29 protein-coding genes are annotated in these 25187 nt (G+C 39.3%); all 29 read left to right on the plus strand.

Features of this window, described 5'->3' with window-relative positions:
• Window positions 1–2: 2 nt before the first annotated feature.
• The 29 genes from hslU (at window position 3) to MKX82_RS07285 (ending at window position 25172) form a co-directional block, all read left to right on the plus strand.
• Entirely contained in the window at window positions 3–1412 is a 1410-nt protein-coding gene (gene hslU / locus MKX82_RS07145; RefSeq protein ID WP_341079460.1) for an HslU--HslV peptidase ATPase subunit, read from the plus strand.
• A gap of 123 nt (window positions 1413–1535) precedes the next feature.
• Window positions 1536–2315, plus strand: a complete 780-nt coding sequence (gene codY, locus MKX82_RS07150) for a GTP-sensing pleiotropic transcriptional regulator CodY (protein WP_233314406.1) — start codon at window positions 1536–1538, stop codon at window positions 2313–2315.
• A gap of 486 nt (window positions 2316–2801) precedes the next feature.
• The gene (flgB, locus tag MKX82_RS07155; protein WP_233314405.1) at window positions 2802–3182 is read left to right on the plus strand and encodes a flagellar basal body rod protein FlgB; all 381 of its coding nucleotides are present in this window, start codon (window positions 2802–2804) and stop codon (window positions 3180–3182) included.
• A 1-nt stretch (window position 3183) separates the two neighbouring features.
• Window positions 3184–3642: a flagellar basal body rod protein FlgC gene (gene flgC, locus MKX82_RS07160; RefSeq protein WP_341076037.1), complete on the plus strand. Its 459-nt coding sequence runs from the start codon at window positions 3184–3186 to the stop codon at window positions 3640–3642.
• Between the two features lie 11 nt (window positions 3643–3653).
• Window positions 3654–3965: a flagellar hook-basal body complex protein FliE gene (gene fliE, locus MKX82_RS07165; protein WP_233314403.1), complete on the plus strand. Its 312-nt coding sequence runs from the start codon at window positions 3654–3656 to the stop codon at window positions 3963–3965.
• 56 nt (window positions 3966–4021) lie between these two features.
• On the plus strand, window positions 4022–5605 hold the full coding sequence (fliF, locus tag MKX82_RS07170; protein ID WP_233314402.1) for a flagellar basal-body MS-ring/collar protein FliF: 1584 nt from the start codon (window positions 4022–4024) through the stop codon (window positions 5603–5605).
• A gap of 16 nt (window positions 5606–5621) precedes the next feature.
• Window positions 5622–6638 carry a flagellar motor switch protein FliG gene (gene fliG / locus MKX82_RS07175; RefSeq protein ID WP_233314401.1) on the plus strand — a complete coding sequence of 339 codons (1017 nt, stop codon included), beginning with the start codon at window positions 5622–5624 and terminating at the stop codon, window positions 6636–6638.
• Complete coding sequence (gene fliH, locus MKX82_RS07180) at window positions 6631–7377, plus strand: flagellar assembly protein FliH (protein WP_233314400.1); 747 nt, start codon at window positions 6631–6633, stop codon at window positions 7375–7377. Before fliG ends, fliH begins: the two co-directional genes overlap by 8 nt.
• A 2-nt stretch (window positions 7378–7379) precedes the next feature.
• The gene (fliI, locus tag MKX82_RS07185; protein ID WP_233314784.1) at window positions 7380–8702 is read left to right on the plus strand and encodes a flagellar protein export ATPase FliI; all 1323 of its coding nucleotides are present in this window, start codon (window positions 7380–7382) and stop codon (window positions 8700–8702) included.
• A complete protein-coding gene (gene fliJ, locus MKX82_RS07190; RefSeq protein WP_233314399.1) occupies window positions 8699–9151 on the plus strand; it encodes a flagellar export protein FliJ in 453 nt (150 codons plus the stop codon). Before fliI ends, fliJ begins: the two co-directional genes overlap by 4 nt.
• Complete coding sequence (locus tag MKX82_RS07195) at window positions 9151–9771, plus strand: MotE family protein (RefSeq protein ID WP_233314398.1); 621 nt, start codon at window positions 9151–9153, stop codon at window positions 9769–9771. Before fliJ ends, MKX82_RS07195 begins: the two co-directional genes overlap by 1 nt.
• A gap of 48 nt (window positions 9772–9819) precedes the next feature.
• On the plus strand, window positions 9820–11187 hold the full coding sequence (locus MKX82_RS07200) for a flagellar hook-length control protein FliK (protein ID WP_341076044.1): 1368 nt from the start codon (window positions 9820–9822) through the stop codon (window positions 11185–11187).
• Between the two features lie 18 nt (window positions 11188–11205).
• Window positions 11206–11844, plus strand: a complete 639-nt coding sequence (gene flgD / locus MKX82_RS07205) for a flagellar hook assembly protein FlgD (protein ID WP_341076046.1) — start codon at window positions 11206–11208, stop codon at window positions 11842–11844.
• An 11-nt stretch (window positions 11845–11855) separates the two neighbouring features.
• Window positions 11856–12242, plus strand: coding sequence for a TIGR02530 family flagellar biosynthesis protein (locus MKX82_RS07210; RefSeq protein WP_233314395.1), 387 nt, complete (start codon window positions 11856–11858; stop codon window positions 12240–12242).
• A 92-nt stretch (window positions 12243–12334) separates the two neighbouring features.
• Entirely contained in the window at window positions 12335–13117 is a 783-nt protein-coding gene (flgG, locus tag MKX82_RS07215; RefSeq protein WP_233314394.1) for a flagellar basal body rod protein FlgG, read from the plus strand.
• A 57-nt stretch (window positions 13118–13174) separates the two neighbouring features.
• Window positions 13175–13399, plus strand: a complete 225-nt coding sequence (locus MKX82_RS07220) for a flagellar FlbD family protein (RefSeq protein ID WP_237941185.1) — start codon at window positions 13175–13177, stop codon at window positions 13397–13399.
• Complete coding sequence (gene fliL / locus MKX82_RS07225; protein WP_233314392.1) at window positions 13386–13814, plus strand: flagellar basal body-associated protein FliL; 429 nt, start codon at window positions 13386–13388, stop codon at window positions 13812–13814. The genes MKX82_RS07220 and fliL overlap by 14 nt, the downstream gene beginning before the upstream one ends.
• 36 nt (window positions 13815–13850) lie before the next feature.
• A complete protein-coding gene (fliM, locus tag MKX82_RS07230) occupies window positions 13851–14849 on the plus strand; it encodes a flagellar motor switch protein FliM (protein WP_233314391.1) in 999 nt (332 codons plus the stop codon).
• Window positions 14839–16020: a flagellar motor switch phosphatase FliY gene (gene fliY / locus MKX82_RS07235; RefSeq protein ID WP_233314390.1), complete on the plus strand. Its 1182-nt coding sequence runs from the start codon at window positions 14839–14841 to the stop codon at window positions 16018–16020. The genes fliM and fliY overlap by 11 nt, the downstream gene beginning before the upstream one ends.
• Window positions 16021–16050: 30 nt before the next feature.
• Window positions 16051–16413: a response regulator gene (locus MKX82_RS07240; RefSeq protein ID WP_233314389.1), complete on the plus strand. Its 363-nt coding sequence runs from the start codon at window positions 16051–16053 to the stop codon at window positions 16411–16413.
• A gap of 30 nt (window positions 16414–16443) precedes the next feature.
• The gene (locus tag MKX82_RS07245) at window positions 16444–17145 is read left to right on the plus strand and encodes a flagellar biosynthetic protein FliO (RefSeq protein ID WP_237941187.1); all 702 of its coding nucleotides are present in this window, start codon (window positions 16444–16446) and stop codon (window positions 17143–17145) included.
• Window positions 17138–17803, plus strand: a complete 666-nt coding sequence (gene fliP, locus MKX82_RS07250; RefSeq protein ID WP_233314387.1) for a flagellar type III secretion system pore protein FliP — start codon at window positions 17138–17140, stop codon at window positions 17801–17803. The genes MKX82_RS07245 and fliP overlap by 8 nt, the downstream gene beginning before the upstream one ends.
• A gap of 15 nt (window positions 17804–17818) precedes the next feature.
• Entirely contained in the window at window positions 17819–18088 is a 270-nt protein-coding gene (gene fliQ, locus MKX82_RS07255; RefSeq protein ID WP_233314386.1) for a flagellar biosynthesis protein FliQ, read from the plus strand.
• Between the two features lie 4 nt (window positions 18089–18092).
• Window positions 18093–18866 (plus strand): flagellar biosynthetic protein FliR, encoded by a 774-nt coding sequence (fliR, locus tag MKX82_RS07260; protein ID WP_233314385.1) that lies wholly within the window; start codon window positions 18093–18095, stop codon window positions 18864–18866.
• Window positions 18867–18870: 4 nt separating this feature from the next.
• Window positions 18871–19953, plus strand: a complete 1083-nt coding sequence (flhB, locus tag MKX82_RS07265) for a flagellar biosynthesis protein FlhB (RefSeq protein WP_233314384.1) — start codon at window positions 18871–18873, stop codon at window positions 19951–19953.
• Window positions 19954–20002: 49 nt separating this feature from the next.
• Entirely contained in the window at window positions 20003–22039 is a 2037-nt protein-coding gene (flhA, locus tag MKX82_RS07270) for a flagellar biosynthesis protein FlhA (protein WP_341076056.1), read from the plus strand.
• Window positions 22036–23190, plus strand: a complete 1155-nt coding sequence (gene flhF / locus MKX82_RS07275) for a flagellar biosynthesis protein FlhF (RefSeq protein WP_237941189.1) — start codon at window positions 22036–22038, stop codon at window positions 23188–23190. Before flhA ends, flhF begins: the two co-directional genes overlap by 4 nt.
• A gap of 1 nt (window position 23191) precedes the next feature.
• Window positions 23192–24055, plus strand: coding sequence for a MinD/ParA family protein (locus MKX82_RS07280; protein ID WP_233314381.1), 864 nt, complete (start codon window positions 23192–23194; stop codon window positions 24053–24055).
• 10 nt (window positions 24056–24065) lie between these two features.
• Window positions 24066–25172 (plus strand): protein-glutamate methylesterase/protein-glutamine glutaminase, encoded by a 1107-nt coding sequence (locus tag MKX82_RS07285; RefSeq protein WP_282581429.1) that lies wholly within the window; start codon window positions 24066–24068, stop codon window positions 25170–25172.
• Window positions 25173–25187 lie beyond the last annotated feature (15 nt).

Raw genomic sequence — 25187 nt, forward strand, 5'->3', positions numbered from 1 at the left:
TGATGAATAAGAACACAAGCTTAACACCTCGTCAAATTGTAGAACGTCTTGATCAATATATTGTTGGGCAAAAGGATGCCAAAAAAGCTGTTGCGATTGCGTTAAGAAACCGTTTTCGCCGCGGTTTGCTTGATGAGAAGCTGCGTGACGAAATCAGTCCGAAGAACATCCTTATGATGGGACCTACTGGTGTAGGTAAAACGGAGATAGCAAGGCGTATAGCGAAAATAGTCAGCGCTCCATTTGTTAAAGTGGAAGCTACTAAATTCACAGAGGTCGGTTATGTCGGCAGAGATGTTGAATCAATGGTAAGAGACTTGGTTGAAACATCTGTGCGAATTGTAAGAGAAGAAAAGATGGCTCAGGTAAAAGAAAGGGCAGAAGCAGCAGCTAATAATCGACTAGTTGATCTGATGATGCCTGCTTCGGCCAAAAAGCAAAAAAATTACAGTAATCCACTTGAAATGCTTTTCGGCGGCGGAAACACAGAACCTCAAGCAGAGGAGCCGACTGTGGAGGAATCAAGCCGCTACGAAAAAAGAAAAGTGCTTAAAGAAAAATTAGCACTTGGCGAGCTTGAGAACGAAGTGATTACAGTGGAAGTCGAAGAACAGCAGCCATCGATGTTTGATATGCTGCAGGGCTCAGGCATGGAGCAGATGGGGATGAATATGCAAGATGCATTAAGCAGTTTCATGCCGAAGAAAAAGAAAAAACGCAAATTGACTGTACGTGAAGCAAGGGTTGTCTTGACGAATGAAGAAGCCCAAAAGCTGATCGATATGGATGAAGTTACACAAGAGGCAGTCGTAAGAGCTGAACAAATGGGTATCATCTTTATTGATGAAATCGACAAAATTGCCAGCAAAAGCAGCGGTGGTTCTTCCGCTGATGTTTCAAGAGAAGGAGTTCAGCGTGATATTCTTCCCGTAGTAGAAGGTTCTACAATTGTGACGAAATATGGTTCTGTAAAAACAGACCATATATTATTCATTGCTGCTGGAGCTTTCCATATCTCCAAGCCTTCAGATTTGATCCCTGAGCTTCAAGGTCGTTTCCCAATTCGTGTGGAGCTTGGCAAGCTGACAGTGGACGATTTCTATCGCATCTTAGTCGAGCCGGATAATGCATTGATTAAGCAATATCAAGCATTACTGCAAACTGAAGGTATAGAAATTGAATTTTCTGACGATGCTATACGTAAGATAGCTGAAGTGGCTTTTGAAGTGAATCAGAACACAGATAATATTGGTGCTAGAAGGCTTCATACAATTCTTGAGAAATTACTCGAGGATTTATCGTTTGAAGCACCTGAAATAACAATGGACAAAATTACCATTACACCGCAATATGTAGAAGAAAAACTAGGTGCAATTTCAAGAAATAAAGATTTAAGTCAATTTATTCTTTAACTTTAAGTCAGTGTTAGATTGTTAATAAAATACTCCTACAATGATTAGAGCAAATAAATGCTCTTGCCATTAGATAAAGAATAAATGATAGTTTCGGTTTTAGTTAATAGGAGGAAAAAGAAAATGGATTTATTGTCAAAAACGAGAAAAATTAATGCGATGCTGCAAAGAGCTGCTGGAAAACCAGTTAACTTCAAGGAAATGTCTGAGACATTGAGCGAAGTAATTGAGGCAAACATATTTGTAGTAAGCAGAAGAGGGAAGCTGTTAGGTTTTGCAATCAACCAGCAAATCGAAAATGACCGTATGATTAAAATGCTGGAAGACCGTCAGTTCCCAGAAGAGTACACAAATAATCTCTTCAATATTCAAGTAACTTCAAGCAACCTTGATGTGGAAAGTGAATACACTGCATTCCCAATCGAAAACAAAGAGCTATTCAGCAAAGGGTTGACAACTATCGTTCCAATCATTGGCGGTGGAGAAAGACTTGGTACGTTAATTCTTGCAAGACTGCAAGAGCAATTCCATGATGATGACCTTATTTTGGCTGAATATGGTGCGACAGTTGTTGGAATGGAAATTCTGCGTGAAAAAGCAGAAGAAATTGAAGAGGAAGCTAGAAGTAAAGCAGTTGTTCAAATGGCAATCAGTTCGTTGTCTTACAGTGAGCTTGAAGCAATTGAGCATATCTTTGAAGAGTTGAACGGAAATGAAGGACTTCTAGTTGCATCTAAAATTGCAGACAGAGTCGGTATAACAAGATCAGTAATCGTTAACGCATTGCGCAAACTTGAAAGTGCTGGTGTTATTGAATCTCGTTCACTTGGTATGAAAGGTACTTACATTAAAGTATTGAACGATAAGTTCTTATTAGAATTAGAAAAATTGAAAGCGAACTAATATAGAAAAAGAATCTTTTCCTTGTTGGAAAAGATTCTTTTTTTTGCTCTAAAACATTGTTTTTTAACAGGAAATTAGTGGGAAATAATATTCTTTTCTAACAGAATGTTGATAATCTGCGATTTTCGAACTACATGATTCGACATTTTTCCATAAAATTTCATTTACATTACAATCTCTGTCGATTATATTCGTTACATAGACAACAATATTTTTTCACCGATAGTTCATTGATACTATGAACTTAGTCGTTTAATTGTTAAGTAAATGCTGGTTATAAAAAACAAAAATATACCTTTTTAATTAGAAAATTGACCGATTTTATCATAAAGTTAACTAAAATAGGACTATAGAATCATTAAAATTGCGGTTCTACCGATAGACATATTATTTTTCATTTATTACAATTATAGACATCGCGTGAAAAATTCGTCATTAAACTGCAAAATTCTACAAAACGATAATTATAGATGTAAGAGGTGTGTGATGAAACTTTTTTCAAATACTATTTCAACACTTGAGAGTGCGTTAAATTACTCTAATACAAAACAGAAGGTTATATCGCAAAATATAGCTAACGTCGATACGCCTAACTATAAAGCGAAGGAAGTATCCTTCAAAAATACATTGTCAACAGCAATGAATGCAAATAAGACTGACAGCAGGCATTTTGATTTCGAAGGCTCAACTGGTTCTGTGAATGTTACTACAGATAAAAACGTTACTTACAATAACAATGGTAACAGTGTTGATGTCGAAAAAGAGATGAGTGAACTGGCAGAAAACCAGATTTATTACAATGCACTTGTTGAAAGAATTAGCGGCAAGTTCAATTCCCTATCAACTGTCATAAAAGGAGGAAGATAAGATGTCGATATTCCACAGCATGAATACAACTGCAACAGCATTAAGTGCAAACCGCTTGCGGATGGACGTCATTTCCTCCAATATGGCGAATGCAGAAACGACAAGAGGAAAGCTAGTTAATGGCGAGTGGGAGCCGTACAGAAGAAAATCAGTCGTATTACAAGCACAAGAAGGGAATTCCTTTGCATCACATTTAAGTGCAGCAAAAGGAAGTAATGATGGAACAGGTAATGGTGTGAAAGTTAGTGCGATTGAGGAAGATACAGAAACACCTTTTGAACTAGTGTATGACCCAGAAAACCCAGATGCGAACGAAGATGGCTATGTACAAATGCCTAATGTAGACCCGTTAAGGGAAATGGTTGATTTGATGAGTACAACGAGATCGTATGAGGCGAATGTCACTGTATTGAACGCATCGAAAAGCATGCTTATGAAAACATTAGAGATTGGAAAGTAGAGGTATTCTAAATGGCAACAGTAAATTTTCCAGCAGTGTCATCCGCATTTCCTTTAAATAATTCTTCTGCAACAACGGCGAAAGCAACAGGTTCAGAAGTTCAAAAGAATTTTGCTTCTTTCTTAAAGGACTCACTTAATGAAGTAAATAAAGCACAGAACGAATCAGACGCTTTAACTAACAAGTTAGCCAAAGGGGAAGACGTCGACTTATCGCAAGTGATGATTACTTCTCAAAAAGCAAGCATTATGATGCAGGCAACAATGGAATTTAGAAATAAAGCAGTTGAAGCATACCAAGAGATGATGAGAATGTCTATTTAGGTTAGGGAATTAGGGGCGGTTATTAACATATAAAATAACGGTAACCGGGGGTAGAAATGAAAGAGAATATGAATAAGTTTTTTAATCCTTTAAAAGAATATTGGACAAACCGTTCGAAAAAGCAAAAGACAATGTTAATAAGCAGTGTTCTTTTGCTTCTTCTTGTGATATGTATTGCGGTTTTCTTTTTAACAAGAGTAAATTTAGTTCCTTTATACAGCAATCTGTCTCCATCCGAAACAGGTGCGATTAAAGAAAACCTTGATGGCAGAGGAATTAAGTCGGAAATTTCTGATGGCGGAAAAACGATAAGTGTTCCAGAAGAGGTTGTTGACACGCTGAAAGTTGAGTTGGCAGCTGAAGGGATTCCAAACTCAGGAAATATTGACTATTCGTTCTTTAGTGAAAATGCAAGCTTTGGAATGACAGATAATGAGTTTAATGTCATGAAGTTAGATGCAATGCAAACAGAAATCGCGAACTTGATCAAGGGGATTGACGGTATCAATGATGCGAATGTAGTCATTACATTGCCAAGTGAAGGTGTGTTTGTATCAGATGAAACAGGAGACGCTTCAGCCTCCATTGTACTGAACACAAAAGCAGGCTATAACTTCTCAGAGAGTCAAATAAAAGGATTATATACACTCGTCTCTAAAAGTGTACCAAACCTTCCTACAGAAAATATCGTCATAACAAACCAAAACTTTGAGTATTTTGACCTAAATTCTACAACTAATACAGCAGGTGATACATTCACTGCTCAAAACAATGTGAAGAAGCAAGTTGAAAAGGATATTCAAAGACAAGTACAGCAAATGCTTGGAACATTAATGGGACAAAATAAAGTCATGGTTTCAGTAACTGCTGATATAGACTTTACCCAAGAAAACAGAGAAGAAAACCTAGTTACACCAGTTGATGAAGAAAATATGCAAGGTATTGCTGTAAGTGCACAAAAAATCTCGGAAACATACACGGGAGAAAATGCAGCGGCACAAGGAACACCTGCTGCTGAAGAAGAGACAGATACAACAACTACTAACACAGAAACAACAACTTCTGGTGATGGCGACTATGAAAAAGTCGATGACACGATAAATTACGAGGTTAATAGAATTAAAAAGCAAATCTCAGAAAGCCCTTATAAAATCCGTGATCTTGGTATTCAAGTAATGGTTGAGCCGCCAACAGCAGATGATCCGACATCACTGCCGCAAGAAAGCATTGATGACATCACAAATATGCTAGGCACGATTGTAAGAACATCTATTGATAAGACGGCAGCTGGCGATCTTACTGATGAAGATTTACAAAATAAAATCGCTGTATCTGTTCAGCAATTTAACGGCAAAGCAACTACGACTGAAACAGTATCTGCTGGAATCCCTTGGTGGGTATATGCAGTTGGTGGAGTATTGCTAGCAGTAATTGGACTATTAATCTTCTTAGTTATTAGAGCACGCAAGAAGAAAGCAGCAGAGCCGGAAGAAGAAATTATTTCTCCTGTCTCAATACCTGATGTAAACGAAGAAGTGGAATCAGAAGGAACGCTTCGCAGAAAGCAATTAGAGAAAATGGCGAAAGAAAAGCCGGAAGACTTTGCGAAACTCCTTCGCACATGGATAACAGAGGAATAAGGCTAGGAGGACAACGATGGCCAGAAAAGAAGCTACGGAACTTACGGGAAAACAAAAAGCTGCTGTTCTGCTTATATCTTTAGGACCAGATGTAGCAGCTTCTGTTTATAAGCATTTGAGTGAAGAAGAGATAGAAAAACTCTCCTTAGAGATTTCTGGTGTGAAGAAAGTAGAGAACACTTCAAAGGAAGAGGTACTAGAAGAGTTTCATAACATAGCATTGGCGCAAGATTATATTGCCCAGGGCGGTATTGGCTATGCAAAAACGGTCTTGGAAAAAGCGCTAGGATCAGACCAGGCATCTGTTATCTTGAATCGATTGACTTCTTCACTGCAAGTCAGACCATTCGATTTTGCAAGAAAAGCAGATCCGAGTCAAATCCTGAACTTTATCCAAAATGAGCATCCACAGACAATTTCATTGATTCTATCCTATTTAGATCCTACTCAGGCTGGACAAATATTGTCTGAACTGCCTCAAGAAATGCAGGCAGATATCGCAAAAAGGATTGCGGTTATGGATAGCACTTCGCCGGAAATTATCAATGAAGTAGAGCAAATCTTAGAGCGGAAATTATCTAGCACTGTTACGCAGGATTACACACAAACAGGCGGCATTGAAGCAGTTGTTGAAGTTCTTAACGGTGTCGATCGTTCAACAGAAAGAACAATTCTAGATGCGCTTGAAATACAAGATCCTGAACTGGCAGAAGAGATTAAGAAAAGAATGTTTGTATTCGAGGATATTGTTACATTGGATAACCGTGCAATTCAGCGTATTATCCGTGAGTGTGAAAACGAAGACCTCATGCTGTCACTAAAGGTTTCTGGCGACGAGGTAAAAGAAATTGTATTCAGCAACATGTCAGCAAGAATGGTCGAGTCCTTCAAAGACGAAATGGAATTCATGGGACCTGTCCGCTTGAAAGACGTCGAAGAAGCTCAATCAAGAATTGTTGCTATTATTAGACGTTTAGAAGACTCTGGTGAGATTGTCGTAGCACGCGGCGGAGGAGATGATATTATTGTCTAGGCTTATTAAATCAAGTTTGGCAAATGCAGAACAGGCAAATGAAAAAATCATCTCCATAAAATACGTGAATAGCTTTCAAACTGCAGATATTCAATCAGATGAAGAATATAAACGAATTGTTGATCAAGCAAAGCGCGAGGCTGCAGCAATTCTTGAAGAGGCAAAAAGCGAAGCAGCAGCTGCAAGAGAGCTGCTGCAGCAAGAAAAGGATAACTGGCAAACAGAAAAAAACACTTTGATGGAAGAAGCACATCGCGAGGGATACCAAATAGGTATCAACGAGGGTCAAAATGCTGGATACACAGAGTATGCAGAGTATCTTGAACAAGCGAAAAGCATCATTGAAGCTAGCAAGCTGGACTATGAGAATTATATTAATAGTGCAGAAACGGAAATTCTAGAGCTTGGTATGAAGGTTGCCGAAAAAATCGTTCAGACAAGCATTTCAGAAAATAAAGAACATTTCTTACAGCTAGTCAAAAAGGTTTTAAAAGAAACAAGAGATCAAAAGGAAATTCAGCTTCATGTTAATCCATTACATTATCAATATCTTCTGTCAGAGAAGGATGAATTATTAGCGCTGTTCCCAATTAAGCCAAGCTTGTTCATCTTTCCTGATGAAGCAGCAGCAGAAAATGGCTGTATTATTGAGACGGCTAACGGAAGAATTGAAGCGAGTGTGGATACACAGCTGTTAATGATTAAACAGAAACTACTAGACCTATTGGAGAGTGAATGAGGATGAAAGCGGCAGAACTTCTATCATCGATTGATACCATCGATCCGTATAAACGTTATGGCAGAGTGAAAAAAGTGGTTGGTCTTATGATAGAGTCGCAAGGTCCTGAAAGCTCCATCGGTGATGTATGCAATATATATATAGGAACAAAGAAGAAACGAGTCATTAAAGCAGAGGTTGTAGGCTTTAAGGAAGACGGGATTATCCTGATGCCATATACGACTGTGAATGATATTTCGCCAGGCTGCCTTGTAGAAGGAACATCTGATCCTCTAGAAATCAAGGCTGGTGCCGGCATGATTGGTACAGTCGTCGATGCACTAGGTATGCCGCTTGATGGATCTTCCCTTCCAAAAGGCTTAAAAAGTGTGCCGATTGACCAAGATCCGCCAAACCCGTTAAAACGTCCGCCTATATCTGAGTCAATGGAAGTGGGAGTTAGACTGATTGATGGTCTTCTTACTGTCGGGACAGGACAGCGCCTTGGTATTTTCGCAGGTAGTGGTGTCGGAAAAAGTACATTGCTCGGTATGATTGCCAGAAACACGAAAGCGGATCTTAACGTCATCGCCCTCATCGGAGAGCGGGGCAGAGAGGTAAGGGAATTCATTGAAAGAGATTTAGGTCCAGAAGGTTTAAAGCGATCCATCGTTGTTGTTGCAACAAGTGATCAGCCAGCATTAATGCGGATTAAAGGAGCTTATACTGCAACAGCAATTGCCGAGTACTTCCGTGATAAAGGCTTGAATGTAATGTTGATGATGGACTCTGTAACAAGGGTTGCGATGGCACAAAGGGAAGTGGGGCTTGCAATCGGTGAGCCGCCGACAACAAAAGGATATACTCCATCTGTTTTCGCCATCTTGCCGAAGCTTTTAGAAAGAACAGGTACAAATGAGCATGGCAGCATCACGGCCTTCTACACGGTTCTAGTTGATGGGGATGACATGAATGAGCCAATAGCCGACACTGTTCGGGGGATATTGGACGGTCACTATGTATTAGACAGGGATCTGGCCAATAAGGGCCAATATCCGGCAGTTAACGTTTTGAAAAGTGTGAGCAGGGTCATGAACCATATTGTTCCTAAAGCTCATGTGCGTGCAGCAGAAAAATTAAGAGATTTACTGAGCACCTATATCAACTCTGAAGATTTAATTAATATCGGGGCATACAAAAAAGGTTCCTCCTTGGAAATCGATACAGCAATCCGCTTATATCCTGATATTTTATCGTACATCAAGCAATCGACAGATGAAAAAATCTCCCTAGAAGAAAGTGTTCAGGCATTAATATCATTATCTGGAGTAGGGGATAACCGATGAGCTATAAGTTTAAGTTTGAAAAAATCATGACAATTAAAGAAAGAGAAAAGGATGAGGCGAGCGCGGACTACAACCAAGCTGTCAAGCGCTTTGAGGAAGCGGCCGAGAAGCTGTATGAGCTCTTGAAGCGCAAGGAAGAATTGGAAGAATACCAATCGAACGAGCTTGTTAGCGGACTTTCTGTTCAGTCAATCAGGCATCATCAGCATTTTATCAACAACTTAGCTAAGATGATTGAGCATAGTCAGCAAATGGTTGTTAACGCACGGAACTCCATGAATTTTTATCAGCAGAAGTTGATTGATAAAAACCTGGAAGTGAAGAAGTTCGTCAAAATCAAAGAGAAAGATTTACTACAATTTATCCATACAGAAAAGGTACTAGAGGCAAAGCAGATGGATGACATCTCCATCCAGCAATATATGCAGCCAGGAAGGTTAGGTAGCTAATGGATAACTTAATCGATGATAAAAAGAAATCATTTAACTTTTTTCAGCGTTTTCTGCTGGTTGTTGTTATACCAATAATGTTTGCTGTTGTCGTCGGATTAATCTTAATGGTATATTCCGGTGCGGATGTTGTCACAAAAGGAAAAGAATTAATGAATCAGATTCCATTCCTAAGTTCTGAGAAAGCATCAACAGATCAGATTATTGAAGACAATAAACAGAATATCGCAGATTTAGAAAGTCAGCTTAAAGAGCAGCAAACAAATATAGAAACACTAGAATCACAGCTAAAAGTGAGTGAAGAGGAAAGCAAGGCTTTGAAAGTTGACAAAATCAAGCTCCAGAATCAGCTCGATGAACTCAAAAATACACAAGAAAAAACACAAAAAGCCTTCGATGATATTGTAAAGACATATGAAACAATGTCAGCAAAAAATTCGGCGGCCATTATCTCTGAAATGTCTGAGAATGAGGGATTGAAAATATTGGCATCCCTTAAACCTGCTAAACTTGCGTCGATATTAGAGAAAATGGAACCTTCTGTAGCGAGCAAATATACAGAACTGTTAGCAGCAACTGATTCTGCAGGTGAAACTGCCACAGATAATAGCAGCACTTAAAACAGTATTAAATCCATTTATAGAAATGTTCTGAAAGGAGGTGACAAGATGCTGCTTAATAGTGTGGGGATAAACGCAACAGGAAATACATCAAGTCAGCTTTCCTTTAAGGCGGCAGATAAAAATAAATTTACATCAATGATCAGCGGGATGTTAAAAGGGAAAGCTCCGCAAGAAACAGCAGCGCCAGAGCAAGAGAAAAGCGCGAGTTTACAAGGCTTAACAGATATTTTAACAGAAGAACCGGTAGATCAAGAGCAACTCGCAGAAAGCTTAACTGCGATTCAGCAGCTTCTTGCTGCTAATGGAGAAGAAGGAAAGGATGTATCCGATTCTTTAGAAACAGCTTACGATCTTGTGATCAACCAATTGATGGATTTGTTGAAAGGACTGGACATTGCAAACATTTCAAACGGCATGTTTACAAATACTGACCTTCCAGAAATGATCAACCAATTAAAGGCAATTCAGCAGGTTGCTGGCCAAAATCCTGATCTTTCCTTGAACAATCAGGTTGCAGATATGATTCAAAGCTTAGCTAAACTGTTCACAAGCTTAATGCAAGCAGCAAGTGGTCAATCACCAACAGCTTCCCAAGCAGCAGAAGCTGCAGCTATTTTGCAGAAAGAGGCCACTGATGACATGTCTGGGACTCCAAGCAGCAAAGCAGGTACAGAAAAAGATGGGCAAACTGCAGTAAAAACTTTGATAGATGCTATTATTCAAAAAGTCGAAACATTAGCTAAAAAGCAAGATAATGCTCCAGCATTGCCTAATAAGGTGCTGAACCCATTGCTTGTTGGAACACTAAAGAAGGCAGAAGCAACAACAGCTGCGGCAGTGACACAAGAGTCAGCTGCTGAACCAAAAGAAACAGACACATCAAGCAAAACAGAATGGAAGATGCCAGCAATTGCAGGACAGCTTCAAAATACAGCTTCTTTCGGAAAGCCAGGAGCATTAACGTTAATTCAAGGCTCAGGCAGCCCGGTTACTGGAAACGAACTCGAAGAGCAGCTTGAAAATATTTTAAAGAGCAGTTCGTTTACGAAAGTCGGCAACAGTCAAAAGCTGATATTAAGACTAGCCCCTGAAAATCTTGGGTCATTAAGAATTGAGATACTGCAAAATGATGGGAATATAGTTGCGAAGATAATGACAACCACAGCACAAGCAAAAGAAGCATTAGATGCTCATATGAACAGCTTAAAGCATGGGCTGAGCTCACAAAATCTTAATGTTGACAAGATTGAAGTTTCCTTTGTTCAACAAGCACAGGACAAAGAAACAAAGGATCAGCAAAGCCAGCAGGAAAACAAACAGCAGCAGCCTGCAGACAAAGAAGGGAATAAAGCAACAGACAAGGAGCAAGAGGAAACAAGCTTCATGGATGAACTTCTGCAAGCAGGATTGTAAGGAAAGGGGATTTACTAATTGGCAACTAAAATCGATGATTCTTCCCTTTATTTATCAAACTATCAGAATCAAACAAGTAATACGGGTAGCACAAGTCTGGGCAAAGATGACTTTTTAAAGATTCTTATTACGCAATTGCAAAACCAGGACCCGACAAACCCGATGGAAGATAAAGATTTTATCGCTCAAATGGCTACATTTTCAAGCTTGGAGCAAATGACAAATATGAACACAACAATGAGTAATTTCATCTCCTTGCAAACACAATCGAACTTGATTTCCTACGGACAGTTTGTCGGCAAGGAAGTTTCATGGACGAAAGTGGAAACAGGTGAAAATGGTGAACAATCCATTACATCTGGAAATGGCAAGGTTGCATCTATTGCTTATAAAGGAACAGATGTTGAATTTACGCTTGAGGATGGCACTGTTGTCAACCCTGGAAACATTTCGACTGTACACAGTGAATCTGCTGACAATAGTTTAGTAACAGCAAGCCAGCTAATCGGCAAAACAGTTTCCTACATGAATGCAGACAACGAAGAAATTAGCAGTGTCGTTAAGTCAGTATCATTAAAAAATGGCCAAATCCAGCTTATATTGGATGATGACAAACAAAGCCAGATAACTGCAGGACAAATTACGAAAATTGAATAGGAAGTGATTAGATGGATAGACCTATTTATCCTTCTTTAAAATCACAGGCCGTAATCAATAGTGGCATAAAGACAATTAAATCAAACAGCAGCAATGCTTCTTTTTCATCACATTTACAAACATCAATGCTCTCACTCGATAAACTGTCAATCAGCAAGCATGCATCACAACGTCTCGAACAGCGAGGAATCGTGATAGATGAGGAACAGTGGAAGCAGATTGAACAGAAAGTGAAACAAGCAAAAAAAATGGGAGTCAAGGAATCACTCGTTTTGCTTAATGATGCAGCATTAATCGTCAGCGCAAAAAATAATACAGTGATTACGGCAATGAATCGTAAAGAAGCAACAGAGCAAATATTTACAAATATAAATGGCACAATAATTATGAATGAATAAAAAAAAAATCATTAGGGAGTCAGGCTGGACTGTAATGGAGGCCTAGCTGTGGATAGATAGAAGCAGCTTTTTACTAGAAAGGGGAAAATTAAATGTTACGTTCACTATATTCAGGAATCAGCGGTATGAAAAACTTCCAAACTAAGCTTGATGTTATTGGAAACAATATTTCTAACGTTAATACTTATGGCTTTAAAAAAGGGAGAACAACTTTCAGTGATCTTATCAGCCAAACATCTGCAGGTGCAACAGCTCCAACAGCAACTGCAGGCGGTATCAATTCTAAGCAAGTTGGTCTAGGTTCTCAAGTTGCTTCCATTGACACTATTCATACACAAGGAAGTATGCAAACAACTGGGAGAACGCTTGATTTAGCGATTTCCGGTGATGGATATTTCGTGGTACAAGATGCTGCAGGCTCTAACTTCTATACAAGATCCGGTAACTTCTACTTTGATGCAGACAGAAACATTGTAACATCAAGCGGATTGAAATTAGCTGGAGCAGGCACGATTCCTGAATCAGCACAATCCTTCAGTATCGGAACAGACGGTAGCATCACATATGTGGATGAAAATGGTGAAACACAAGATGCAGGTCAAATTCAGCTTGCGAAGTTCTCTAACCCAGAAGGCTTGGATAAAGCTGGTGGCAACACTTACCAAGTATCCGGTAACTCTGGTGAAGCTACATTGACTTTTGCAAATGAAAATGGAGCTGGAACAATTAACAGCGGTTATTTAGAAATGTCCAACGTTGATTTATCTGAAGAATTTACAGATATGATTGTTGCCCAAAGAGGGTTCCAATCTAATACAAAAATCATCACTACTTCTGATGAAATCCTGCAAGAATTAGTTAACTTAAAACGATAATAAAAGGAGGAGCAGGAGAGGCAGATAAGTAGAAATCCCCCTCTCCTGTAAATAACAGTGATAAATGTTACTCGATTAAACGGAAAGACTTTCAAGCTTAATGCATTATTTATAGAAACAATAGAATCCTTCCCAGATACAACCATTACATTGGCGAATGGGAGAAAGTATGTTGTGAAAGAAAAAGAAGAAGAAGTTGTTAAGTTAATGAGAGCTTTTTATCAATCTGTTAACCTTTTTGGATTACCGAACTTGGGAGAGAGAGACGATGAAGAACAATAAAGTCCTTGTTATTATGTTAGTTTTAATACTGACAATTGCTCTTGTTGGAGCAGGAGCATTTGTGTATATTTGGAAATTTTCAGGAGAGAAAGAGGAGAAAGAACCTACGATTGATGAAGTAGTGGAAGCTTCTATTGATATTCCTGAATTAACAACCAATTTAGCAACCGATAACTTCATCCGCATATCCTTTAAAGTGCAAACAGATAGTAAAAAAGCGGCAGAAGAACTAGAAAAACGAATTTTCCAAGTTCAGAATATTATCATTCAAGAGCTTTCTGAAAAAACACCGAAAGATATGCAAGGTAAAGAAGGTCAAGTTAAGTTGGAAAATGATTTGAAAGAAAAGATTAATGAGTTAATGCAAGAAGGTAAAGTAGTGCAAGTATATATAACAAATTCTCTTCTCCAATAATAATGGGATGAATGATGAGATTTGAGGTGAAGGTTTTTGTCAGGAGATATTTTATCCCAAAATGAAATTGATGCATTATTGTCTGCGTTGTCATCAGGTGAGATGGACGCAGACGAATTAAAGAAAGAACAGCAAGAGAAAAAGGTTAAGGCTTATGATTTTAGAAGAGCTCTCCGTTTTTCTAAAGATCAAATCAGAAGTTTGACTAGAATCCACGAAAACTTCGCAAGACTTTTGACGACATATTTTTCTGCTCAGCTCAGAACATTAGTGCAGATTTCGGTTACTTCAGCAGATCAGATTCCTTATGAAGAATTTATCCGGTCTATACCGAAAATGACGATTCTGAATGTGTTTGAAGTCACACCGCTTGATGGAAGAATCTTGATGGAAGTGAACCCGAATATTGCTTATGCAATGATGGACCGCATGATGGGCGGTAAAGGAACAAGCGTCAATAAAGTAGAAAACTTGACGGAGATTGAGTCGAAGATTATGTCGAATACATTCGAGCAGGCCTTCGATTACTTAAGAGAAGCATTAGAGGATATTGTGGAAATTGAACCGACGCTGTCAGAGTTTGAAGTGAACCCGCAGTTTTTGCAAATGGTTTCTCCAAACGAAACAGTTGTCGTTATATCTCTAAATACAACAATCGGTGATACAAGCGGAATGATAAATATCTGTATCCCGCATGTTGTGTTAGAGCCAATAATACCGAAGCTGTCTGGACACTATTGGATGCAGACAGAAAAGAAAGCACCTGTGCCTGAAGTGGCTCAAGCGTTGCAAAATAACATTCAAAAATCGATTGTTCCTGTCGTTGCTGAACTTGGAACATCGGATATTTCTATCCAAGACTTCCTGATGCTTGATATAGGGGATGTTATTGAGATGAATCAAACGATAGATCAACCCTTGATTATTAAAGTTGGAGACATACCTAAATTTATCGGACAGCCTGGAAAAGTGAATAAGAAGGTTGCTGTACAAGTATTAGGGACTTTAGAAAGGGGGAAAGAAGATGGTGAGTAAAGATATGCTTTCACAAGATGAAATTGATGCTCTATTAAGAGGGGATAATCCTGAACCGCAGGAAGAATTAGCAGTGGAGGATTACTTAAATTCAATCCAAGAAGATGCACTAGGTGAAATTGGAAATATTTCATTTGGAAGCTCTGCAACAGCACTTTCTACGCTTTTAAATCAAAAGGTGGACATCACAACGCCTAATGTGACGGTTGTCCTGAAGAAAGACTTAGCAGAGGAATTCCCACATCCATATGTGGCAATCAGTGTGAATTATACAGAAGGTTTCTCTGGCATGAACCTGTTGGTTATCAAGCAATCAGATGCTGCTGTCATTGCGGATTTGATGCTTGGAGGTGACGGCACTAATCCGCCGGAAATGCTTGATGAAATCCAATTAAGCGCAGTTCAAGAAGCAATGAACCAAATGATGGGTTCAGCTGCTACATCTATGTCGACAATTTTTAGTAAAAAGGTGGATATTTCGCCGCCTGCTATCGATATCTTAAATTTGTCAGATGGAGAAGGAGCAGAAACGATTCCAGATCATGATATATTCGTCAAAATCTCTTTCCGTTTAAAAATCGGAGACTTGATTGATTCGAATATTATGCAGCTATTGCAGCTTGATTTTGCAAAAAGCCTTGTAGATAGTCTATTGAACCCGTCTGCAGAGCCTGCTGAACCGCCAGTTCCGGCCCAGGAAGCACCACGGCCAGAGCCTGCTTTAGCGCCGCCAGTTCAACCGAGCTATGCAGAACAGAATTCGGCACCGGCACCAAGCTATGCGCCGCCGCAGCCACAAAGACAGCAGAGCACACCGCAGCACTTTGGGTCAAGCTACAGCGGAGCTCAGCCAAATGTACAGCCAGCAGTTTTCTCTAATTTCGAAACCTTCACACCAAATGAGAGTGAAGCAAGGAATTTGAACATGCTGTTAGATATTCCTTTAAAGGTTACAGTCGAGCTAGGCAGAACAAAGCGTTCTGTTAAGGAAATCCTCGAGCTGAGCTCTGGGTCTATTATTGAACTGGACAAGCTTGCAGGTGAACCAGTTGACATTCTTGTCAATAACAGGCTTATTGCGCAAGGTGAGGTTGTAGTTATTGACGAAAACTTTGGTGTTCGTGTAACAGACATTGTAAGTCAATCAGACCGCTTAAACAATTTAAAATAATCTAATTTATATTTATGGGGGTAGAGAGTTATGGCACAGAAAATACTAATTGTAGATGACGCAGCATTTATGAGAATGATGATTAAAGATATCTTATCTAAAAATGGATATGAGGTAGTTGGAGAGGCTGCAGACGGTGCACAAGCTGTCGAGAAATATAAAGAAACACAGCCAGATTTAGTGACAATGGATATCACAATGCCAGAGATGGATGGTATCACTGCATTGAAAGAAATCAAAAAAATCAATCCAAATGCGAAAGTCATTATGTGTTCAGCAATGGGTCAGCAAGCGATGGTTATTGATGCTATCCAAGCTGGAGCGAAAGACTTCATCGTTAAACCTTTCCAAGCGGATCGTGTTCTTGAAGCAATCGGCAAAACATTAGGATAATTTAGAAACAAATACTAGAGGGTGTCATACTTGAATACAAAACAGTTATTTATTAAATGTTCACTACTCTTAATTGTTCTGCTAGGCTTTAATCATCAAGCCTATGCAGAACAACTTGATAATAGTGTCTATGATGCAATAGAAAAAAATCAGAACCAAACAGAAGAAAACAATAAAAGTAATGAACAAACGGATAACGGCGGGACAGAAGCAACGACAGAAACTAATGATACTGCGGTAACAGAAGCTGGCGATGTGGGGCTTACATTTTGGGATTTTGTCAGAATGATTTTTGCCACTCTTTTTGTTATTGCACTGCTTTATGTTGTGCTCCGCTTTATTAACAAACGTAATCATGTGTTTAAAAGCACACAAATTATTGAGAATCTGGGCGGTACGACATTAGGTGCCAATCGATCTATACAAATTGTGAAAGTCGGCAAACGCTTGCTCGTGGTTGGAGTCGGCGAAAGCATCCAGCTTATAAAGGAAATAGACGATGAAGAGGAATATAAAAGCCTCATCAAAGACTATAACCAAAAGATGGACCAGCTTATACAGCCAAGCGATATTGTGACAAAGGTTATGAATGGCATAAAGAATTATCCTAACCAGAAACAGCAGCAACAATCTTTCGCCAGTCATTTAAAGAAGCAGTTGCAAGAGGTATCGAACGGCCGCAAAGAAATAATGAATGAATTGAAAAAGAGAGGTTCAGAAAAAGATGAATGAGTTTATGCAGCTTTTTAATGACAGTGCACCAGAAAATGTTTCCACTTCTGTGCAATTGTTATTGCTATTGACTGTCCTTTCTTTAGCTCCAAGCATCCTAATATTGATGACTAGCTTTACGAGAATCGTCATTGTTCTTTCCTTTGTCAGAACGGCGCTTGCGACACAACAAATGCCGCCAAACCAAGTTATCATCGGCTTATCCTTGTTTATGACGTTCTTCATAATGGCACCTACATTCCAAGAGGTAAACAAAACAGCCTTAACACCATTATTTAATGAGGAGATTAGTCTCGAACAAGCATATGAGAATGCAGCAGTCCCCTTTAAGGAATATATGAGTAAGCATACAAGACAGAAGGATTTAGCTTTATTTCTCAACTATTCGAAAGCGGAAACACCAGAATCTATCCAAGATATACCACTGACAACATTAGTTCCGGCTTATGCAATCAGCGAATTGAAAACAGCCTTTCAAATTGGCTTTATGATATTCATTCCATTTTTGGTTATCGACATGGTCGTTGCCAGTATCTTAATGTCTATGGGTATGATGATGCTGCCGCCTGTTATGATTTCACTGCCGTTTAAAATATTGTTGTTTGTAATGGTAGACGGCTGGTATTTGGTAGTTGAATCTTTATTAGAAAGCTTTTAAGAAGGGTGATGCATCATGTCACAAGAAATGGTTATATCAATTGCGGAAAAAGGGGTCCTTACGGTTTTAGTCGTTAGTGGGCCATTGCTTATTATAGCCCTTGCCGTAGGGTTGTTAATCAGTATATTTCAGGCTACAACCCAAATCCAAGAACAGACGCTTGCATTCGTGCCAAAAATTGTTGCTGTCCTTTTAGGGATTATCTTTTTTGGAGCTTGGATGTTAAGCCATCTTTTATCCTACACAAGTGACATCTTTTCAAACCTGACAAGGTTTATAGGGTGAAGCTATGGAGGATTTTTTAGCAAAGTTCCCGGCTTTTTTGCTGATTGTTGTAAGGGTGACATCCTTCTTCCTTATGCTCCCTCTCTTTTCTTATCGGACGATACCGACAAGTCATAAAGTAGGTTTTTCATTTTTTCTTTCATTAATGATGTTTTTTGGAATGGAAACCCCAACATTAGAAGTGGACGGGGCATATTATCTCCTTATTATTAAAGAAGCGATGGTCGGACTGTTTATCGGTTTTCTAGCATATATGCTATTTTCAGCTGTCCAAGTTGCCGGGGGATTAATTGACTTTCAGATGGGATTTGCCATCGCCAATGTTGTTGATCCGCAAACCGGTACACAAAGTCCGCTGACAGGGCAGTATTTAAATATTATTGCTCTTTTTTTTTTATTGGCAATTAATGGTCATCATTTGCTTTTGGATGGTGTATTTTACAGCTATCAATTCATTCCACTTGACCAGGCATGGGTCAACTTCGGTGATGAAAACATCATGCAATATGCCGGAAAAACACTCGCATTAATGTTTGCCATTGCATTCCAAATGTCCATCCCAGTTGTGGGCGCGATCTTTTTAGTCGACGTTGCTCTTGGGATAGTCGCAAGGACTGTTCCCCAATTAAATATTTTTGTTGTAGGTGTGCCGGTGAAAATTGTGGTTGGTCTTATTATGCTGATCATTGTAATGGGTGCTATCATGGCATCTGTTTCCAATCTGTTTTCGACGATATTGACGACAATGCGGGATATGATGAATTTGATGGGAGGTTAGTAGCATGCTGTTAAGATTGGATTTGCAGTTTTTCTCTGGTGAAAAAACAGAAAAGGCCACACCGAAAAAAAGGCAGGATACCCGTAAAAAGGGTCAGGTTGCCAAAAGCCAAGATATAAATACTGCTCTCGTGCTGCTGGCTGTCTTTGCTGTCCTTAACTTTGTAGGCGGGTCGATGATGAAAGGGATAGTTTCCCTTCTGAATTTTTCCTTCCAGGATCTTATGCTCATGGATTTGACAGAACATAATATTAAAAGTGTCTTTATTGAGATACTAATACAAACGGCTGTAATTTTAAGCCCAATCATGGCAGCTGCATTAGTTGCTGGTGTGATTGCCAACTACTTGCAAGTTGGCGTGCTTTTCACGACAGAACCGATTAAGTTTAAGCTCGAAAAAATAAACCCGTTATCAGGCTTAAAAAGAATGTTCTCGATAAGATCCATTGTCGAACTGCTTAAATCTATCTTGAAAATTACTGTTATCGGCATTGTTACATTTGCTATTCTTTGGAACAAGCTGGAGGAAATTCTTCTCCTTTCCCAAAAGTCAATCGGGGCTACCTTAATTACCTTGGCAAAATTAACGGTTCAAATGGGGTTATACGGTTCTGGAGCATTGTTATTTTTAGCTCTTTTTGATTATTTATATCAAAAATATGATTATGAAAAAAACATCCGGATGTCAAAGCAGGACATCAAGGATGAATATAAAAACATCGAAGGGGACCCACTAATCAAATCAAAGATTAAACAGAGGCAAAGAGAGATGGCAATGCGCCGAATGATGCAGGATGTGCCGAATGCCGATGTGGTTATTACAAATCCGACTCATTATGCAATCTGTTTAAAATACGATGAAGATAAATACGATGCCCCGTATGTTGTTGCTAAAGGTGTTGATTTTCTGGCTCAGAAAATTAAGCTGATTGCAAAGGAACATGAGGTTATCACAGTGGAAAACAGGCCTCTAGCACGAGCACTGTACAGCCAAGTAGATGTTGGGGAAACAGTCCCTGAAGAGTTTTTTAAAACAGTTGCGGAAATACTTGCATATGTCTACCGCACAAAAAAACAGCATTCTTAGTCAGACCTTTAAATATAGATGTTTGGTTGTTAGTTAGGAGCGAAAATATATGTCTGGTAGAGATTTAACCGTCGTATTCAGCGTAATACTAATCATAGCGATGCTCATTATTCCATTCCCTACATGGTTGCTAAGCATCTTGATTTTGCTGAATATTTCTTTAGCACTATTAATTTTATTATTGACGATGAACATGAACGAAGCGCTGGAGTTTTCCATCTTTCCATCGCTCTTGCTTTTAATGACACTGTTCCGGCTTGGGCTGAACGTATCGACAACAAGATCTATCCTTTCCACTGGGGAAGCTGGCGGAGTTGTTCATACGTTTGGAACCTTCGTGGTCGGCGGAAACTTGGTTGTTGGACTTGTCGTCTTTGCCATCTTGGTTATTATTCAATTTATTGTTATCACAAAAGGGTCGGAGCGTGTATCAGAAGTTGCTGCCCGTTTTACTCTTGATGCGATGCCAGGTAAGCAAATGGCAATCGATGCCGATTTAAACGCCGGTCTTATTTCCGAGTCAGAAGCAAGAACACGCAGGGAAAAAGTCAGCAGAGAGGCTGATTTCTACGGTTCGATGGATGGTGCGAGCAAATTTGTTAAAGGTGATGCCATTGCCGGTATCATCATCGTCTTCATCAACTTAATTTTTGGGATTGTCATCGGGATGACACAGCTGGATATGCCAATAGCTGATGCAGCGCAAAACTTCTCGCTCATGTCTATCGGGGATGGGATCGTCAGCCAAATACCAGCCTTATTAATTTCAACTGCAACAGGGATTGTCGTAACAAGAGCAGCTTCTGACGGCAACTTAGGTTCTGATTTAACAAAGCAGCTACTATCTTATCCGAAAATGCTGTATGTAGCAGGCGGAACTATTTTTGTCCTTGGCTTGATTACACCTATTAATGACCTACTCACAATTCCTATTGCTGGATTGCTTGCTTTTGGAGGATACGCATTATCAAAAGCACCGAAACAGGATCTCGAGGAAATGCTGGAAATCGAAGAGGAAGTCCAGACAAACGAACTGAAAAGTCCAGAAAGTGTTGTCAGCTTATTGAATGTAGATCCGATTGAATTCGAATTCGGCTATGGGTTAATTCCGTTAGCTGATGCCAATCAAGGGGGCGACCTTCTTGACCGGGTTGTAATGATTAGAAGACAGTTGGCAATTGAGCTTGGTCTTGTTATTCCTGTTGTGCGCATTAGGGATAATATTCAGCTCCAGCCGAATGAATACCGTCTGAAAATCAAAGGCAATGAAATGGCAAGGGGAGAGCTGCTGCTTGATCATTACTTAGCAATGAGTCCAGGAATGGATGATGACTCTATTGATGGTATTGATACAGTTGAGCCGTCATTCGGTCTGCCAGCCAAATGGATAACCGAAACGGTTAAGGAACAGGCAGAGATTTTCGGCTATACGGTAGTTGATCCGCCATCTGTTGTTTCCACGCATATTACAGAAGTTATTAAAGCAAATGCTCATGATCTGTTAGGACGTCAAGAAACAAAGCAGCTTGTTGATCATGTGAAGGAATCTTATCCAATCCTTGTAGAAGAAGTTACACCAAATCCATTATCAATTGGTGATATTCAAAAAGTTTTGGCTAAACTATTAAAAGAAAATGTTTCAATCCGCAACTTGCCCGTTATTTTTGAAACATTGGCTGATTACGGGAAAATTTCTAGTGATACTGAATTGCTGGCTGAATATGTAAGACAGGCTTTAGCCCGTCAGATTACTAATCAGTATTCAAGCAATGTGGATACACTGAAGGTAATTACTCTTTCAGGCAAAGTAGAGAAGCTGATAGCAGACAATATTCAGCAGACAGAGCACGGAAATTATTTAGCGTTGGATCCAAGTATATCTCAAGCTATTTTAGAAGCTGTTGCCTCACAAGTAGAGCAGCAATCTATTATGGAACAAGTGCCGATTATTTTGTGTTCACCTGCTGTGCGTATGTATGTGCGTCAGCTGACAGAAAGATATTTCCCGCAGGTTCCAATATTGTCTTATAACGAATTAGAAGCAAATGTGGAAGTTCAAAGTGTTGGGGTGGTGACGGTAGAATGAAAATAAAAAAATATGTTGCAGCAAGCATGCCTGAAGCGATGAAGCGAATTCGGGCAGAATTAGGTAATGACGCGGTGATATTGCATTCGAAAATCATTCACACCGGCGGTTTTTTAGGAATGTTTAAAAAAAGAAATATAGAAGTACTTGCTGCAATAGACCCTGAATTGGCAGAAGCAAAGGCACCAGTTGAAAAACCGATGCCAACACCGAAGCTGATTTCAAAAGTCGAGCGTAGTCCAATAGAGGAGCCTAAAGTGAAGGCTCCTGTTCTTGCAGATGATAACATCTTAAGACAGCTTGCCCAAATGAATGAAAATATTCAAAGAATGGCAGAAAGCGGTAATGCACTACAGATGGAGCTGCCGCAACAGCTAAAGTCAGTAATCGATCGCTTAAAGAAACAAGACCTAGATAGTGATCTTCAATCAAGTTTGACAGCAAAGCTGTTGGAAAAATGGTATTTAGCTGGAGCAAACAGCAGTGATGAAGAGGTGCGTAGCTGGGCACAAGAATTCCTTTATGAAGAGATGAATCAATACACATTTGGAGGATTAACGCTTACGAAAAAATTTGTGAATGTCATCGGTCCTACTGGTGTTGGAAAAACTACTACATTAGCCAAAATGGCAGCGGAATTTATGATGAAACATAACAAAAAAATCGGGTTCATCACAACAGATACATATAGAATCGCTGCAATAGACCAACTGAAAACATATGCCAATATACTCAATGTCCCAATTGAAGTTTGTTACAACTTAGAAGATTTTGAAAAAGCGGCCCAAAGCCTGTCAGACTGTGATGTCATATTAGTGGATACAGCTGGTAGAAATTTCCGCAACCAACAATATGTTCAAGATTTGAAAGAAGTGGTCGATTATAATAGAGACATGGAAACATTGCTTGTTTTGTCACTAACCGCAAAACAGTCAGATATGGAAGAAATTTATCAGCAATTTTCCTCGATTCATATCGATCAGTTTATTTTTACGAAAATGGATGAAACATCAACATATGGAGCCATGATAAACCTCGTGGTTAAATACAAAAAGGGTGTGGCATATTTGACTACAGGACAAAACGTTCCAGATGATATTATGCCGGCAAATCCCCGCGAAATTGCAAAAAGGATAATTGAGGTCGATTAATATGACAGATCAGGCGGCAATGCTCAGAAAAAGATTCGAACAGTTTCATAGCGATAAGAAGCAAAAGACATTAGCCGTTGTCAGCGGAAAGGGCGGAGTAGGGAAATCTAATTTTTCCTTAAATTTTTCCTTATCGCTTAAAAGAAAGGGCTATTCTGTCTTATTGATAGACATGGATATTGGAATGGGAAATGTGGACATTTTAATGGGTTCACAGCCGAGATATACGATTGTCGATTTTTTTAAGAATCACGCCTCCTTTTCTGATATCATCCATAGCGGTGCAGGAGGAATTGATTTTATTGCAGGAGGTTCAGGCTTAACTGATTTTCTTGACATGGAAGAAAGGCAGCTTGAAAGATTTTTTCAGGAATTCGAAAGTCTTATGCGTCAATACGATTATATTCTGTTTGATATGGGAGCAGGAATAAGCACAGACAGCCTTAAGTTCATTCTATCTGTTGATGACGTTATTGTTATAACGACACCTGAGCCTACATCTATTACAGATGCGTATGCTGCAATGAAATTTATTCACTTGCAGAAGGATGATATTCCCTTTTATATAGTTGTAAACAGAACAATTAGCACACTTGATGGAAAAGAAACATACCAAAAGCTTAAAAATGTCATGGGCCGATTTTTAGATAGAGATATTATCAATCTTGGGCCGATTCCTGATGATCAGAATGTGGCAAGAGCGGTAAGGAAACAAGTTCCATTCATTATTTTTAATGAAAACTCACAAGCCTCTAAAGCTTTGTCAGAAATAGCCGATAGATATTGTAAACAACAGTTTGCAGATCCTCAAGATAACAAAAGGCCGTTTATGGCGAAATTAAAGAGGCTGCTGTTTGAAAGGTAGTGGAGTTGCCGTGGGAAAAATTAATATCTTGATTGTTGACGATTCGGCGTTTATGCGTAAGCTTATTTCCGATTTTCTCACAGAAGACTCACGCATGTCGGTCGTAGGCACTGCCAGAAATGGTCAAGATGCATTAAAGAAAATAAAGGAACTTAAACCAGACGTGGTCACGATGGATGTCGAAATGCCAATTATGGATGGCATCAGTGCATTAGAACAGATCATGAAGGAAAATCCAGTCCCTGTCATCATGCTTTCGAGCACGACAAAGGTAGGAGCAGAGAATACGATTCAGGCGATGCAAATCGGAGCAATCGATTTTATAGCAAAGCCTTCTGGAGCGATATCTCTTGATTTATATAAGGTTAAAGAAGAATTAATTGAGAAGGTAATTTCAGCAAGCAAAGTGAAGCTCTCTAAGTTGCTTCCACCGCAAGTGCAGGAAAAAAGTTCTATTATCAATCGTCCTACTTATAGTAGAATAGAACCAAAAGAAGTAATGCCAGTCAAACCAATTAAACCGACAGATCCGAGCTGGAATGCTGCAGCAAATAAACTTGTTGTTTTAGGAACGTCAACAGGCGGGCCAAGAGCACTGCAGCATGTTATTACAAAACTTCCTGCAAATATAAATGCGCCAATCTTGATTGTTCAGCATATGCCGGCAGGTTTTACCCAGTCACTTGCCAATCGCTTAAATTCTCTTTCAGAGATAACAGTCAAGGAAGCGGAACATGGAGAGACTATTCATAAAGGCGTCGCGTATATTGCACCTGGTGGATATCACTTAAAAGTGAAATCCTCTGGGAATAGCCTTGTCGTTCATCTAGACCAATCGGCACCTGTAAATGGTCATAGACCGAGTGTTGATGTCATGTTTGAATCGGCAAGTGAACTCGAAACCTATCATAAGCTAGCTGTTATTATGACTGGTATGGGCTCTGACGGCACGAACGGGCTGATCAAGCTTGTCAATAAAGGAAAAGTTAAGTCGATTGCAGAATCAAAGGAAACTTCCATCGTATTTGGAATGCCAAAGGCAGCCATTGCGACAAACTATGTAAATGAAATTCAAAATGTAGAAAATATCGCACAAACAATAATGAAATATGTATAAACGCCAAGGGGTGTA

This window comes from Niallia sp. FSL R7-0271 (assembly GCF_038005785.1).
Taxonomy (GTDB): Bacteria; Bacillota; Bacilli; order Bacillales; family Cytobacillaceae; genus Niallia.